This is a genomic window from Aequorivita sp. KMM 9714 (genome assembly GCF_011065475.1).
Taxonomy (GTDB): domain Bacteria; phylum Bacteroidota; class Bacteroidia; order Flavobacteriales; family Flavobacteriaceae; genus Aequorivita; species Aequorivita sinensis.
The window spans coordinates 1,152,336-1,166,566 of the sequence record NZ_JAAGRO010000001.1 but is presented as its reverse complement, the minus strand read 5'-3'; the positions used below and the strand labels follow the sequence as shown (position 1 = coordinate 1,166,566).

The following is a 14,231-nucleotide window of genomic DNA, read 5'->3' as shown; positions in this document are numbered from 1 at the left end:
AATATTGAACCTAAAAAATTAAAATAAATTTTCCTCGAGCGCAGTCGAGGTGCCTTATAAAAGTTGAAAGACAATTGAATTGGTTACGACTGCACTCGCTTTGATAAATAGATATGAATATAGACTTAACAAATAAAAACGCATTAGTCTGCGGAAGTACTGCAGGCATAGGAAGGGCAACTGCAATACAATTGGCTAAACTTGGAGCTACAGTTACTTTGGTTGCAAGAGATCAAGTTAAACTAAAAGAAACTTTAATTGAGCTTCCACACGACAAAGGTCAGAAGCACAATTATTTTGTAGCAGATTTTACAAATCCGCAGCAATTAAAAGACAAGGTAGAAGTTGCCGTTTCAAACAAGATTTTTCACATTTTAGTTAATAATACGGGTGGACCAAAAGGCGGCCCTATATTTTCAGCAGAACCTGATGAATTTGAGAAAGCATTTTCAATGCACGTTATATGCAATCAGATTTTAGCTCAGGCTGTAGTGCCAGGAATGAAAGAAGCGGATTATGGTAGAATAATAAATATTATTTCAACTTCTGTAAAACAACCTATTGATAATTTGGGAGTAAGTAATACCATTCGCGGAGCTGTAGCAAGCTGGAGTAAAACCATGGCAAATGAGTTAGGGCAATTCGGAATAACTGTAAACAACGTTTTACCAGGATTTACTGCTACAGATAGACTAAACGATATAGTTGCAAATGCTGCTAAAAGAATGAATAAAACAGAAAAAGAAGCTGCCGAGGCTATGAAAAACCTTGTGCCAGCAAGACGTTTTGCACAACCTGGTGAGATTGCAAATGCAGTAGCTTTTTTATCGAGTGAAGCCGCTAGCTACATTAATGGGATTAACCTTCCAGTAGATGGTGGAAGAACCAAAAGTTTGTAAATTTAACTTCAAAATAATTATTACTCTCCAACTTAGTGAAATGATATGAAACGAAAACTCCGCATTAATGGCCATTCTCACCTTCTACCCTATCCAGAAGAAATTCCTCAATTTATGCAGGACAAGGGAATTTTTTGGGTAGATAAAGACAGAAAGTTTATGCTTCAAAAAGATTGGAGTCGCCCTGTTACAGACTCTAGTTTCTTTTTAAATGAAAAGCTAGAATGGATGGAGCGTTTTAAGATAGACCACGCTGTGGTTTTAAATCTTTCACAACTTTATGGAAACGGTTTACGCGTTGAGGAAATGAAAAAAGCGCTTCGTTTTCAAAACGATTTCAACGCTAAAGTACAACACAACAATCCTTCAAAATTCACTTGTGGTTTTGTTGTACACCCTGGATTCGTAAGAGGTGCTTTGTGGGAGATAGAGCGTTGTGTTGAAGAGCTAGGAATGCAACTTTTGTGTTTACCTACCCACTATATGGATACTATCGGTACATGGCGCTGTATTTTTGACGAGGAAAATGAACCGATATTTGAGCTTGCTTCAAAATATAATTTAGCTGTAGAAATCCATCCTTATGATGGTGAAAAATTTATAAAATTAGAAAATACAGCTTGGCGTTTTCACCTTATCTGGATGTTGGCACAATGCGCCGATGCTTATCACTTTTTAACGCTAAATGGCTATGCCGACAAATACCCTGGTATGCGTACTTGTTTCGCACACGGAGGGCAATTAGCGCAAATAAACCTAGGTAGAAGAATACAAGGTTTTGACGGTCGCCCAGACTTATTTGAAGGAAAAACACACCCTAGAAAATCTGTAGGACACAAAAATATCTTCTTCGATACGCTTGTACACGATACAGGCTCATTAGAGTTGGTAGTTAAAAACCAAGGAGCAAAACAAGTTTTAGTAGGACTTGACGATCCATATCCGTTAGGAGAAATGGAAAGTGCTCCACAATCATCATATCCTGGAAAAATATTAGATCTTGCCTTAGAACGTAAGATTATTACCCAAACAGAAGTCGATGCTATGTGGGAAGACAACGTAATACAATGGCTATGTGGCGATGATGAAGCTGCTAAAGAAAAACTTGTTAAACGTATTCTTGGCGAATAATTAAATTAATAACTACAATCTTACATCTATAAAAAATGGATTTCCTTCCTGAAAAAATAAACGATTACATTGAAAGTCATTCACAACCTGAACCTGAATTACTACAAAAGCTAAGTCGTGAAACATGGCAAAAAGTACTTGCACCAAGGATGCTAAGTGGGCATTTACAAGGTCGTGTATTAAGTATGTTATCGAAGTTGATTCAGCCAAAGTACGTTCTTGAAATTGGGACTTATACAGGTTATTCTGCGCTGTGCCTAGCTGAAGGAATGCAAGAAGACGGGGAACTTCATACCATAGATATTAATGAAGAATTATTCGATTTTCAACGTAAGTATTTTGACGAATCTGCTTTTGGGAATCAAATAGTGCAGCATTTAGGAAATGCTTTGGAGATTATTCCAGAAATCGATAAAACCTTCGACCTAGTTTTCATTGATGCTGATAAAAGCAACTATCCAAACTATCTCGAAATTATTCTTCCAAAACTAAAAAAAGGTTCTGTAATTTTAAGTGACAACGTACTTTGGAGTGGAAAAGTAGTTGAAAAAGTAAAGAAGGATGATATCGATACACAAGCTCTTCTAAAATACAATCAAGCTTTAAATACACACCCTAGGTTAGAAACTGTGTTACTTCCAATTCGAGATGGTTTAACTATTAGTCGGGTAAAATAAGCTCCCAAACTTCAAGAAAACATACTTCTACAATTTATCTCCCAAATTTTTTACGCATGTTACATATGTGCTAGTCTTTGGTACATACACTGTAACCTCCTCACTATCAATACCCTAAATTTACTTCAAATTACTTAGTAGGTATTCCTTATTATTTTAAATCAGGCAAACTCCATAAACAAGAAAAGTGTTTACCCACAGATAAACCGTGTTTTGCCTTTTGAAAGCTTCGTAGTTCCATGCGTTTTTGAAGCGGTAATTCGATTCAATCATTTTATCAAAATTCTTACGAATCAAAAATGCGTAAAACAGTATTAATCATTTAAATATCAAATTATGAGAAAAACATTCTATTTATTACTTATTGCACTCATAACGCTGAGCTTTTCACAAGCCCAAAGTTTAAGTCAAGATGTAATGTCAAGTGCTGGCGCAACCATTAGTGGAGCGTCAAACTCCTTAAGCTTTACCGCCGGGGAAGCCGTTATCGGCGATATCTCCAATGGTGAATCTTTAGGTCAAGGTTTTTGGCTTGGCGCTATTGAAGGTGTGGTATTGAGCAACGAAGACTTCACTCTTGACGTCCACACAACGGTATATCCAAATCCGGTAACCGACTATTTAAACATCAGTTTTAAAGACATGGAAGGCGAAACTTTCGATATATCAATTTTCGACCTTAACGGAAGACTAGTCTATAATAATGTACTTATGGATAGCACTTCCAATGAAACCCTCAACTTTAGTGGGTACAGTAGCGGTTTGTATATCCTAAACATTGAGCAACGTGTTACCAAAAAATCGAAATCATTCAAAATAATCAAACAATAAAAATTATGAAAACAATAATATATTATTTCGCTATCGCTACATGTTTACTGACCTTTCCAGGAATAATTGCGCAAAATCTTACCGAGGAAGGAGCTACATCCAATTCAGGTTATTTGTCAAAAACAGTACAGGATTCACAGGTTGAACAAAACAAAAACGAACAACCTATCATTGCTTCAAGCAATACATCAAATAGATCAGCGGCGGCTGAACTTATAAATTATCAGGCGGTTGCAAGAGATGCTGGTGGAGCGCTTATGACAAATGCCGCAGTAACTATAGAATTTGAAATAAGAGATGGTGCCGGAGGCCCAGCCGTTTACAATGAAACCCAAAACCTTAATACAGATATCAATGGTGTATTTTCAGCAAAGATTGGTGCCGTTTCGCCACTTGTTGGAATAAATTGGGCAAATATTAATCCTTGGCTGCAAGTAAATCTTAACAGTACCAATGTGGGGGAAACTCAAATGGCGAGTGTTCCAGGGGCATTGTACAGTAACAATAGTGGATCTGTAATGATTTATGGATCAGGAACTACAAATGCTGATAAAATGATTGCTCAACATTCGCCTTCTTTCCCTAATTGGGGTATTGGGTATAATGATGTAGAGGATGATATTGACTTTGTTTCTGGAGGAACCAAAACAATGCGAGTTGACCTTGAAAATGGTAATATAAGTACTATGGGTAATGTGGAAGTTCAGCACACAACTACTGCACCAGAATTAAATAGAGTTTATGGTAACTCTATGCCAATTGCATTTGGTAGTGTTGCGCTAGGATATAATGATATCCAGACTGGATATGGAATTACATCTTTTACAAACCCAGCAGAAGGTACATACAATATCGTGCTTGACCATGCAACAGATATGAATAATTGTGTTGTTTTAGTTACACCATATAACGGATCTTTTGGAACACCTGAAATTGCTGGTTATGAACCAACTGGAGCAAATTCTTTTACCGTTCGTATTCAAACTGCCGGTGGCGTAGCTCGTGATAGTGCTTTTACCTTTGTGGTTTACGGTAATCAATAAAAATTAAAAAGTCAGGTTTTCTAACATTGGGAAAATCACATTATAAGGAGTGATTTTTCTCAGAGTATAAAGTAAAATTGTACTAAAAAGCTTTCAGGAATTCATTTTTCTGAGAGCTTTTATTATGGTATCATTTTAATTATTTGCGACTTCAACTTTGTTTAATATGTTTTTACATAACTTGTAAAAAACAAAAGCGAATACAGTTCCTACTAAGGCTCCAACAAAGATGTCGCTTGGGTAATGAACACCAACAAATATCCGACTTAACACAAAAATTATTGGCCATATATAAGCTAAGTAAATCCATTTTGTGTAGTTGCGTAACATCAATACAACAAAGGTTGTTATTGCAAAGCTTGACGAAGCGTGACCCGAGAAAAAACTATAGCTATTGGGTTTTTGAAGAATTCGAATAAGTTCAGTAAAGGCTTCTACATTATTAGGTCGTAAACGCCCTACGTAGTCTTTTACAATTAAAGTGAATAAGTAAGTAGCCGCAAATGTTAATACTAAAAAAGTTAAAGCGACTAATGCCTTTCGACCTTTGTAATAATAAAAGAATAGGAATCCAAAGAAAATAAAAAGTGGTATCCAGATTTCAATTTGTGTGGTAAAAAGCCAAAACGAATCAAAAGATTCACCTCCGAGACTGTTTAAAAAAACAAAAAGGTCTCTATCCCATTGCTTAAGGCTTTCAAACATTTAAAACTTTCGCTTAATCGGGCCGGTAATTTCATCGACCTCTTCTTTTACTTTATCAATTTCTTTGCGAACGTCCTTAGTGATATCAATATCGATACCTTGCTTTTCGGCACTTTTGGTGATTTCAGATTTTATATCGTTTGTAGCATCCTTAACTTGACGCATAGCCTTCCCTAATCCCCTTGCAATCTCTGGTACTTTGTCTGCACCAAAAACCAAAAGAATGATGAATAGAATAAATCCTATTTCGGCACCGCTAATGAAAAGAAAATAAGCCTGTAAAATCATGCTGCAAATATACTAATGAGTTATGAGTTAATTGTGATGAGTAGGGAGTTTTTATAAAATGATTGCACAAAAAATCCCTTCTACATTTTATAACGCAGAAGGGATACTCTTTAAAAATCTTAAGATTACTACTTTCTTGAATTATTTTTAAATTCTTCAAAAGCCCCAAGCTCTTTTTGTCTTGGCCAAACATTGTTTGAAGTATCAATATCTGCAGTTTCTTCCTCTGGGTCTACTTCAACCTTTACGATTTCCTTTTCTGAAGCAATAACTTTACTTACATAGCTATCATTCTTTCTCCATATTTGAGCTGGATATGTGATTTGTTCTGAAGTACCATCGCTATAAGTGTACTTAGCTAATATAGGCATCGGAATACCTCCTGGCTTTTCAAAAGTAATTTCATGAAAGTACTTCGGGTTTTTTAAACTTGCTCTTTCTTCTACTGGAATATTTTCTTCAATATAATCCTTTAAAGGTTGTACATCCTTAAGATTAGCAGTTTTCATACTTTCTTCGTAATCCTCACTATCTTCAGTAACCATATACACCATTGCGGGAATTTCAGTTTCAAGAATTCCTCGTTCAGCGATAATCTCTTTTACCTCTTTGGTCATTTTAGAGGTTACGTGATACTTCTTTACATCTATTACACCTATATCTACATAGTTGGTTGTGTAAAACCATTCTCTCCAATACCAATCTAAATCTACAGCCGAAGCGTCTTCCATTGTTCTAAAGAAATCTTCTGGGGTAGGGTGCTTAAACATCCATCGATTAGCATAGGTTTTAAATGCAAAATCAAAAAGCTCACGCCCCATTACGGTTTCTCGAAGAATATTTAATGCAGTTGCAGGCTTTCCATATGCGTTTGCTCCAAAATTATAAACATTCAATCCCTTAGTCATAATTGGTGCTAACTGACTTTGATCACCAGCCATATAATCTACTATGTTTTTTGCTGGACCGCGACGCGACGGGTACTTTTTATGTGGTGCTATAGCGTCTGGGTATGTTTCTCCAAAATCCTGCTCGGCAACGTATTGAGTAAAAGTGTTTAAACCTTCGTCCATCCAAGTCCACTGACGTTCATCGCTATTTACAATCATAGGGAAGTAATTATGTCCCACCTCGTGAATAATTACGCTTATCATTCCGAACTTAATACGCTCTCTTATTGTGCCGTCTTTTTCAGGTCTTCCATAATTCCAGCATATCATCGGGTATTCCATTCCTTGATTTTCAGCACTTACTGAAATTGCTTTTGGATAAGGATAATCAAAAGTCATTCGTGAAAAAGTTTTTAGAGTACTAGCAACCGCACGAGTTGACCAATCGCCCCAAAGTGGATTAGATTCCGGTGGGTATAATGACACTGCCATAACAGAACCTGCTCCCATTTTTACCGCCATCATATCCCACATATACTTTCTTGATGTGGCAAAAGCATAATCACGTACATTTTCAGCTTTAAACTTCCAAGTTTTCTTTGCTTTAGAAAATCCTTTTGAAGCTGCCTCAGCCTCTTCTTGTGTTACAATCAAGACAGGTTTATCGAAAGATTTTTGAGCATCTTCATAACGCTTCAACATATCTTTTGTGAATACTTCCTTTCTGTTTTGAAGGTTTCCAGTTGCATCCAAAATATGATCTGCAGGAACAGTAATATTCACTTCAAAATTTCCAAATGGCAATGCAAACTCATCTCTTCCCCAAAACTGACTATTTTGCCATCCTTCTACATCGTTGTAAACTGCCATTCTTGGATAAAACTGAGCGATTACATATCCGCGATTTCCATCTTCAAATGTTTCGTAACCACTTCTTCCATCTACAACCATATAGTCGTTAATATTATACCACCACTTAATAGAGAACTCAAACTTTTCTCCTGGTTTTAAAGCTTGAGGCATATCAATACGCATCATTGTACGATTAATAGTATATTTCAATGCTTTTCCTTTAGCATCTTTTACTTCAAGTATATTAAACCCACCATCAAAAGCTTCAGTCATATAATTTTCAACAAATGTTGAAGGCATATTTGCAGGAGAAATTTCTGAAGGCTCAATTAAAGGTGACTTCGAGTCTTTTGCTCTCACGTTTTGATCGAGTTGTACCCACAAGTACTCCAAAACGTCAGGGGAATTATTACTGTAAGTTATGGTTTCAAAACCACTAATCTTTTTGTTTTCATCATCAAGCTCAATATCCATAATATAGTCTGCTTGCTGTTGATAGTAATGCGGACCAGGGGCACCACTTGCAGTTCGAAACATATTAGGTGTTGCAAACTCTTCGTTGAGCTGCTTAAATCGGTTTGTGTTGTAATGGCCTTGTTCTCTTTTGGTAGGTTCCCATTCATTTTGTGCAAAAGCAAACCCAGAGAAAAAGAATAATACTGCAAGGAATAGAATGTTTGTTGATTTCATTTGGAGGAATTAAAAGTTTAATAAGCCACTTGGTTCATCCCTATCAAGAATTAAACTTCTACGGCTTTTAGGTGTTTTTAAATGAATAATATTCTGCTGATCTGAAAAAATTTCAGTCAGAACTTTATTTTCAATTTCAATCGTCTTTATTTCTTTTATGTCTTTCACTTCAATATAGGAAACAACCATATCTACATCATATTCTTTGCCTATATACTCAAGCTTCACCGGTTTCCCGTTTACTTTAATATTTATTTTTTGAAACAGGTAGTTTTCCAGAAGCTCATCCACTTTAGGCGATTCATTTTTTCCACCTAATAAGATTGAAGAATCATAACGCTGTTGTAGTGCATCTTCAAGATCATCTGTGAAGATTTTGGCTATTATCTGAAGAGAATTTTTCTGTTTTGCATATTCGATTTTTGTAATACTTACATAAAACTTATGAACCGGAGCACCCGACATCAAAGGAAAAGCAATTAATAAAATAAGGATTTTGAAGTATTTCATATAAAAATCAAAAGACAAAACATCTGTAGATTACTATCAATAAGAGTACAATACTAATTATTTTTTTTGTCTTTTTCGGTCTAAATTAGGCTTAGACAATAGAGAATTATGAAGATAATTAATTTCAAATTTTATTTTTCACATAAAGTTTTAGGTGAAAATTTTGGGAAATTACTCACCGCGCTTTTTATATTCCTTGCTTTTATCAAGAAGAAAGTCCATTAATTGCATTTCGTTTTCAGGCTTTAATAAATCCTTATCCAAGCCATTTTCTTGTGCATAAAACAAAAAGTCTACAGCTTTTTCTTGAGGAATATTGAAGTTATCTTCTATAAACTCCTTACTAAAACGCTGTTGTATATTATTACTTATAAGATTTTCATTTTCTTGTTTTTCAACAACTGAAACCTTTTTTCCATTCGGAAATAGTAATTGCCCAACTCCACCTAAAATAGCTAAAACATCTGCACCATTTTTAAGTGCGTAGCTGTGAAGAGCTTCTTCGGCTGCATTTCCAGAAATGGCCGTTTTATCATCTGGCTTAAAATTGTATCCATACTCCAGGGCTTTATAGCTCAAATCCCAATCTTTTGCCACACTGTACGTAGGAATCTTCATTACGTCTACATTGATATTCCCTGATAAATCATAAGGCCTTACTACAACCTCTTCTAATTGATTTACTGCAGGATTGAGAAAAATATTCATTATTTTCCTATCCACAACTCCTTTATCTATTACAACTGTAAATGCTTGATATTGCAGCGCAGTAATCTGCACTCTATCGTTTTCTGCTATTGCAATTTCAAAGGTTCCATCAGCATTAGTAATAGTTCCATTTTGAGCGGAAATATTATACACTGAAATTCCTTCGGCATCTTCACCCTTGGGAACGTGAAGTTTACCAGAAACTTTAACACGGTCAATTTCTTGTGCTAATATTGCGGGACTTACTATTATGAAAAGTAAAAGAAGTAGTTTTTTTGTCATCTATTAAAGATACGGATTTGTTTTGACTATGAAAATTTAAAGTTTCCATTCGCATTGGTTAAATTTACATGCTTTAAAAGTCAACATTCTTATTTTATTAGAGCTGACAAGAAAAATTATTCAAAATGAAAAACCTTTTAGTAGTTAGTACAAGCACTGTTTACGGTGGTGAATATTTAGATTATATAACAGGTGAAATGGCCGAATTATTTAAGGACACTGAAGAAGTTATTTTTATCCCCTACGCTCGACCTGGCGGGATTAGCCACGATAGTTATACTGAAAAGGCTGCTAAAGCATTCGATAAAATAGGTAAAAAAGTAATCGGACTTCACACTTTTGAAGACCCTGTAATAGCAATTAAAAATGCAAAAGGAGTTTTCACTGGTGGCGGAAATACATTTGTACTAGTTAACGCACTATATAAGTTCGAAGTAATGCAACCGCTTCGAGAAGCTATTTTCAACGGAATGCCTTATATGGGAACTAGTGCTGGAAGCAACATTTGTGGGGTGTCTATGCAAACCACCAACGATATGCCAATTGTATATCCACCTTCTTTTAAAACATTAGGAGTTATCCCTTTTAATTTAAATCCTCATTATTTAGACCCAGATCCTACTAGCAAACACATGGGAGAAACACGAGAAACGAGAATTGCAGAGTTTCACACTCAAAACACCATTCCCGTGGTTGGACTTCGTGAAGGAAGTTGGTTACGTGTAAAAGGGGATGAAATTATTTTGAAAGGTGATTTAGATGCTCGCGTGTTTAAACAAGGAAAGAAACCGTATGAAATTTCAAGCGGCACAGCTCTAAATTCTGAATTAGTTTAACTCTTTCACAAAATGATAGCCCTTGGCAACAAAGCCTTGGTTGTAAAAAAACTTATGCGAAGGAAAATTATGCACATAACTATTCAGCTCTATCCAATTGCATGATTTTTTCTTTGCATAATCTGTAACGAAATTGGTTAGCATCTCGCCTATTCCTTTTCCTCTATAGGTATCGTCGATAATAACGTGGTCCATTTCTACATTTTTGCCAGCATAATGCCGAGTTTGAAACCACAAGCCGCAGGTACCTATTAAAACTTCATCGTCAAATATACCTAGGCACTCATAATTTTGCTCTACCATTTCAAGCAATCGTTCTTTTATAAGATCTTCGGGAACAGTGTAGTTTCCGAGTTTCTGTAATAGCGGAACTATACTTAAAATATTTTTAGACTCAATAATGCGGATTGAAATAACGTTATCTTTCAAAATAATGGTAATTTTAAAACTTCATAATTTACTATAATGAAGCGTAACGAATTTATTAAAATTTCTGGTCTTGCAGGTCTAAGCTTAGCTATTTTTCCGCATTTTTCTTTTAGTACTTTTTCAGAAGAATTTACCCGAAACCAACTTATTGGTAAAGGTAATCCTGATATTGTAGGTGAAAGTTATACCTCCAAAATGCACAAAACCACCAAGGAAGCTTTCAATAAAATGAAAGCAGCGGCTGCAAAGGATAATTTTAATATAGAAGTTGTTTCTTCATACCGAAGTTTTCAGCGTCAAAAGGAGATTTTCGAAAGAAAGTATAGAAATTTCACTTCTAAAGGACTTTCTCCTATGGAGGCAATCGAAAAAATTATTGAGTATTCTACCATCCCTGGAACTTCTCGCCATCATTGGGGTACCGACTTAGATATTATTGATGCTAATGCCCCTCGCCCATCAAGTGTTTTACAACCTGAAAATTTTCATGGAAATGGGCCGTATTGCGACTTTAAAGTTTGGCTAAATAAAAACGCAGAAAAATATGATTTCTATGAGGTTTATACCGACAATGGAAATCGAAAAGGGTTTAAATACGAACCTTGGCATTTTAGTTATGCTCCAGTATCTATTCCTATGTTAAAAGAATATAAAGAAAAGATTGATGTGAAGAAAATGCTTTCGGAAGAGAAGCTTTTAGGCAGCGAACACTTTTCTGATGATTTTATCAAAAGGTACTACACTGAAAACATCTTAGATATAAATCCGAAATTACTTCCTCAGGGAAGCTTATAAACAGTTTTACTGTTACAGTATTTAAACTAATATTATCAAACAAAAAATCTTAAAATGAATAAAAAAGTCCTTTTAATGATTCTTGACGGTTGGGGTATTTCTCAGAATCCAGAGGTATCTGCTATAGCTCAAGCCAACACACCATTTATAGATTCTCTTTACCACAAATATCCAAACGCACAGCTACTTACTCATGGAATGAATGTTGGTCTTCCTGACGGACAAATGGGGAACAGTGAAGTAGGACACATGAATCTTGGAGCTGGACGAATTGTATATCAAGACCTGGCCAAAATAAACATGGCGGTTGAACAACAAAAGTTAAATCAAGAGCCTGAACTTCAAAAAGCATTTGAGTATGCAAAAATGAATAATAGAAATTTACACTTCATAGGCTTAGTTTCTAATGGTGGTGTGCATTCACATATTGGGCACTTAAAAGGCTTACTTTCAGCAGCACAAAAAGAGGGAGTAAAAAACATGTATGTCCACGCTTTTACCGATGGACGCGACGTCGACCCACATTCAGGAAAAGGATTTATTGAAGATTTAGAAAACCACTTAGAACAAACTGGAGGAAAATTAGCCTCAGTAATCGGGCGTTATTTTGCAATGGACCGTGACAAACGCTGGGAACGCGTAAAAAAAGCTTACGATTTGTTGTGCTTCGGTAAAGGTAAACCTTCAAAAAATGCAGTAGAGAGTATTGAGGAAAGTTATGCGGAAGGAATTACAGACGAATTTCTTGAGCCTATTACAATGACAACTTCTGATAGTAAACCAGTTGCAACTATACAAGCAGACGATGTTGTGATTTTCTTCAATTTTAGAACTGATAGAGGAAGACAACTCACTGAAGTTTTAACTCAGAAAGACCACGATAGCTTTGAAATGAAAACGCTTCCACTGTATTTTGTAACACTTACAAATTACGACGATTCCTTTGGAAACATAAAAGTTGTTTACAACAAAGAAAACTTGAATGATACTTTAGGTGAAGTATTGGAGAAAGCCGGTAAAAAACAAATTCGAATTGCAGAGACTGAAAAGTATCCGCACGTAACATTTTTCTTTTCAGGAGGTAGAGAAGTTCCTTTTGAAGGTGAAAAACGTATTCTTTGTCCTTCTCCAATGGTAGCTACCTACGATTTAAAACCTGAGATGAGTGCTTATGAAATTCGTGACAAAATTTTACCAGAAATAGAAAATGAAACCGCAGAGTTTATATGTTTAAATTTCGCTAACCCAGATATGGTTGGACATACAGGTGTTTTTGAAGCAGCTATTAAAGCTTGTGAAACTGTAGACAACTGTGTAAAAGCAATTGTAAACCAAGCTTTAAAAAGTCATTACACTACCATAATTATTGCCGACCATGGAAATAGTGAAACAATGCAAAACCTAGATGGCTCACCAAATACAGCACACACAATTAACCCAGTGCCAATCATCATTGTTGACGAGGATATAAAATCGGTTAAAAATGGAATTTTAGGTGATATAGCTCCAACAATTTTAGATATTATGGGTGTAGCTCAACCTGAAATAATGACACAGAAATCTTTAGTTTAAAATATTTAATGTAAAAATCAACATCAAACTTAACTATGAAAAAAGTAATTTTAATTCTCTCTGCTACCCTTTTGGTAGCCTGTAATTCTTCAAAAGACAAAAAAAATTCACTTGAAAACAGCGCAATTGAAATGGCAACAGAAAACAGTAATAAAAAAATTAACGACACTGTTCCCTATGAAGACACAGTTATGCTTTTAGGAGAATCTAACAGACAAGGATTACTAATGGAGCCTTTTAAAGAATGGTATAATTTAGGTTATAGTCATTACAGAACAGCTCCAGAGGTTGCAAATGAGTTAAAGCCACTTCTTGAAGATGTATCTATCTCCGTTTTTATGGGTACTTGGTGTGAAGATAGTCAGCGTGATGTTCCACATTTGTATAAAATACTAGACGACACCGGTTTTGACGAATCTAACCTTACTCTAGTAAATGTTAACGACGAAAAAACTACACCTCAAGGATTAGAAGATGGAAAGGATATCATTAACGTTCCAACCATAATATTTTATAAAGATGGAGTTGAATTAGGTCGAATTGTAGAGTACCCAATTGAGACAGTTGAAAAAGATATGCTTAAAATATTGAGTGGAAAAAATTACAAGCACGCTTACGCCGAATAAAACTTTAGCATCGGTATAATTCTTTGTAATTTTGCAGCTTGAAAAAAATTGAAATGATTGGAGAAACAATAACTATTGCTGTAGATTTTGATGGAACCATCGTAGAGGACAAGTACCCTCGTATTGGCAAACCTATCATCTTTGCTTTTGAAACATTAAAGAAACTGCAGGATAAAGGTCATCGACTTATTTTATGGACGTACAGAAAAGGTCCGGAATTGGAAGAGGCAGTACAGTTTTGCAAGGATAATGGTATTGTTTTCTACGCAGTCAACAACAGCTTTCCTGAAGAGGAATTCAACCTCTCTCACAGTCGCAAAATAAACGCAGATATTTTTATTGACGACAGAAATGTTGGCGGACTTAAGAGTTGGGGAGAAATTTACCAAGAACTAGTTGGAGAAAAACCTATTTCTAATAAATATACTACTAAAAAGAAAGGGTGGTTTTCCTTTTTGAAATAAAGA

16 protein-coding genes are annotated in these 14,231 nt (G+C 35.4%); 10 read left to right on the top strand and 6 right to left on the bottom strand.

The genetic code is table 11. The features are described from left to right. Positions 1 to 113 precede the first annotated feature (113 nt). The 5 genes from G3A46_RS05190 (at position 114) to G3A46_RS05170 (ending at position 4,581) form a co-directional block, all read left to right on the top strand. Positions 114 to 899, top strand: a complete 786-nt coding sequence (locus G3A46_RS05190; RefSeq protein ID WP_165147043.1) for an SDR family oxidoreductase — start codon at positions 114 to 116, stop codon at positions 897 to 899. 45 nt (positions 900 to 944) lie between these two features. Then, positions 945 to 2,030, top strand: coding sequence for an amidohydrolase family protein (locus tag G3A46_RS05185; RefSeq protein WP_165147040.1), 1,086 nt, complete (start codon positions 945 to 947; stop codon positions 2,028 to 2,030). Between the two features lie 35 nt (positions 2,031 to 2,065). Further along, positions 2,066 to 2,707, top strand: a complete 642-nt coding sequence (locus tag G3A46_RS05180) for an O-methyltransferase (protein WP_165147037.1) — start codon at positions 2,066 to 2,068, stop codon at positions 2,705 to 2,707. 336 nt (positions 2,708 to 3,043) lie between these two features. Then, positions 3,044 to 3,538, top strand: coding sequence for a T9SS type A sorting domain-containing protein (locus tag G3A46_RS05175; RefSeq protein ID WP_165147034.1), 495 nt, complete (start codon positions 3,044 to 3,046; stop codon positions 3,536 to 3,538). 5 nt (positions 3,539 to 3,543) lie between these two features. Next, on the top strand, positions 3,544 to 4,581 hold the full coding sequence (locus G3A46_RS05170; RefSeq protein WP_165147031.1) for a hypothetical protein: 1,038 nt from the start codon (positions 3,544 to 3,546) through the stop codon (positions 4,579 to 4,581). A gap of 135 nt (positions 4,582 to 4,716) precedes the next feature. On the opposite strand, the gene G3A46_RS05165 is transcribed toward G3A46_RS05170, so the two are convergent. The 5 genes from G3A46_RS05165 to G3A46_RS05145 all read right to left on the bottom strand — a co-directional run bounded on the left by G3A46_RS05165 (position 4,717) and on the right by G3A46_RS05145 (position 9,506). Further along, a complete protein-coding gene (locus G3A46_RS05165) occupies positions 4,717 to 5,286 on the bottom strand; it encodes a phosphatase PAP2 family protein (protein WP_165147028.1) in 570 nt (189 codons plus the stop codon). After that, positions 5,287 to 5,574: a twin-arginine translocase TatA/TatE family subunit gene (locus G3A46_RS05160; RefSeq protein WP_165147025.1), complete on the bottom strand. Its 288-nt coding sequence runs from the start codon at positions 5,572 to 5,574 to the stop codon at positions 5,287 to 5,289. 128 nt (positions 5,575 to 5,702) lie between these two features. Further along, positions 5,703 to 8,006 (bottom strand): M1 family metallopeptidase, encoded by a 2,304-nt coding sequence (locus G3A46_RS05155; protein WP_165147022.1) that lies wholly within the window; start codon positions 8,004 to 8,006, stop codon positions 5,703 to 5,705. Between the two features lie 9 nt (positions 8,007 to 8,015). Next, positions 8,016 to 8,516 (bottom strand): DUF6702 family protein, encoded by a 501-nt coding sequence (locus G3A46_RS05150; RefSeq protein WP_165147019.1) that lies wholly within the window; start codon positions 8,514 to 8,516, stop codon positions 8,016 to 8,018. A 171-nt stretch (positions 8,517 to 8,687) separates the two neighbouring features. Continuing rightward, complete coding sequence (locus G3A46_RS05145; protein ID WP_165147016.1) at positions 8,688 to 9,506, bottom strand: carboxypeptidase-like regulatory domain-containing protein; 819 nt, start codon at positions 9,504 to 9,506, stop codon at positions 8,688 to 8,690. A gap of 125 nt (positions 9,507 to 9,631) precedes the next feature. On the opposite strand from G3A46_RS05145, the gene pepE reads away from it, so the two are divergent. Then, complete coding sequence (pepE, locus tag G3A46_RS05140) at positions 9,632 to 10,342, top strand: dipeptidase PepE (protein WP_165147013.1); 711 nt, start codon at positions 9,632 to 9,634, stop codon at positions 10,340 to 10,342. On the opposite strand, the gene G3A46_RS05135 is transcribed toward pepE, so the two are convergent. Further along, positions 10,334 to 10,771 (bottom strand): GNAT family N-acetyltransferase, encoded by a 438-nt coding sequence (locus tag G3A46_RS05135; RefSeq protein WP_206735957.1) that lies wholly within the window; start codon positions 10,769 to 10,771, stop codon positions 10,334 to 10,336. The two genes, pepE and G3A46_RS05135, sit on opposite strands and share 9 nt — an antisense overlap. Positions 10,772 to 10,807: 36 nt before the next feature. Here G3A46_RS05135 and G3A46_RS05130 point away from each other — a divergent pair, with 36 nt between their 5' ends. Genes G3A46_RS05130 through G3A46_RS05115 form a run of 4 tightly spaced genes read left to right on the top strand, consistent with a single transcriptional unit; the run spans position 10,808 to position 14,228 of the window. Then, complete coding sequence (locus tag G3A46_RS05130; RefSeq protein ID WP_165147010.1) at positions 10,808 to 11,566, top strand: M15 family metallopeptidase; 759 nt, start codon at positions 10,808 to 10,810, stop codon at positions 11,564 to 11,566. A gap of 54 nt (positions 11,567 to 11,620) precedes the next feature. Continuing rightward, positions 11,621 to 13,138: a 2,3-bisphosphoglycerate-independent phosphoglycerate mutase gene (gene gpmI / locus G3A46_RS05125; protein ID WP_165147007.1), complete on the top strand. Its 1,518-nt coding sequence runs from the start codon at positions 11,621 to 11,623 to the stop codon at positions 13,136 to 13,138. Between the two features lie 35 nt (positions 13,139 to 13,173). After that, positions 13,174 to 13,764, top strand: a complete 591-nt coding sequence (locus tag G3A46_RS05120) for a thioredoxin family protein (RefSeq protein WP_139855822.1) — start codon at positions 13,174 to 13,176, stop codon at positions 13,762 to 13,764. A gap of 53 nt (positions 13,765 to 13,817) precedes the next feature. Further along, on the top strand, positions 13,818 to 14,228 hold the full coding sequence (locus tag G3A46_RS05115; RefSeq protein ID WP_165147004.1) for a hydrolase: 411 nt from the start codon (positions 13,818 to 13,820) through the stop codon (positions 14,226 to 14,228). Positions 14,229 to 14,231 lie beyond the last annotated feature (3 nt).

What these genes read in the sequence shown, in the direction of transcription:
- G3A46_RS05115 (WP_165147004.1), top strand. Translation starts at nt 13,818, where the DNA reads ATGATTGGAGAAACAATAACTATTGCTGTAGATTTTGATGGAACCATC.
- G3A46_RS05130 (WP_165147010.1), top strand. Translation starts at nt 10,808, where the DNA reads ATGAAGCGTAACGAATTTATTAAAATTTCTGGTCTTGCAGGTCTAAGC.
- G3A46_RS05145 (WP_165147016.1), bottom strand. Translation starts at nt 9,506, where the DNA reads ATGACAAAAAAACTACTTCTTTTACTTTTCATAATAGTAAGTCCCGCA.
- G3A46_RS05150 (WP_165147019.1), bottom strand. Translation starts at nt 8,516, where the DNA reads ATGAAATACTTCAAAATCCTTATTTTATTAATTGCTTTTCCTTTGATG.
- G3A46_RS05190 (WP_165147043.1), top strand. Translation starts at nt 114, where the DNA reads ATGAATATAGACTTAACAAATAAAAACGCATTAGTCTGCGGAAGTACT.
- gpmI (WP_165147007.1), top strand. Translation starts at nt 11,621, where the DNA reads ATGAATAAAAAAGTCCTTTTAATGATTCTTGACGGTTGGGGTATTTCT.
- G3A46_RS05155 (WP_165147022.1), bottom strand. Translation starts at nt 8,006, where the DNA reads ATGAAATCAACAAACATTCTATTCCTTGCAGTATTATTCTTTTTCTCT.
- G3A46_RS05170 (WP_165147031.1), top strand. Translation starts at nt 3,544, where the DNA reads ATGAAAACAATAATATATTATTTCGCTATCGCTACATGTTTACTGACC.
- G3A46_RS05120 (WP_139855822.1), top strand. Translation starts at nt 13,174, where the DNA reads ATGAAAAAAGTAATTTTAATTCTCTCTGCTACCCTTTTGGTAGCCTGT.
- G3A46_RS05180 (WP_165147037.1), top strand. Translation starts at nt 2,066, where the DNA reads ATGGATTTCCTTCCTGAAAAAATAAACGATTACATTGAAAGTCATTCA.
- G3A46_RS05160 (WP_165147025.1), bottom strand. Translation starts at nt 5,574, where the DNA reads ATGATTTTACAGGCTTATTTTCTTTTCATTAGCGGTGCCGAAATAGGA.
- G3A46_RS05175 (WP_165147034.1), top strand. Translation starts at nt 3,044, where the DNA reads ATGAGAAAAACATTCTATTTATTACTTATTGCACTCATAACGCTGAGC.
- pepE (WP_165147013.1), top strand. Translation starts at nt 9,632, where the DNA reads ATGAAAAACCTTTTAGTAGTTAGTACAAGCACTGTTTACGGTGGTGAA.
- G3A46_RS05185 (WP_165147040.1), top strand. Translation starts at nt 945, where the DNA reads ATGAAACGAAAACTCCGCATTAATGGCCATTCTCACCTTCTACCCTAT.
- G3A46_RS05165 (WP_165147028.1), bottom strand. Translation starts at nt 5,286, where the DNA reads ATGTTTGAAAGCCTTAAGCAATGGGATAGAGACCTTTTTGTTTTTTTA.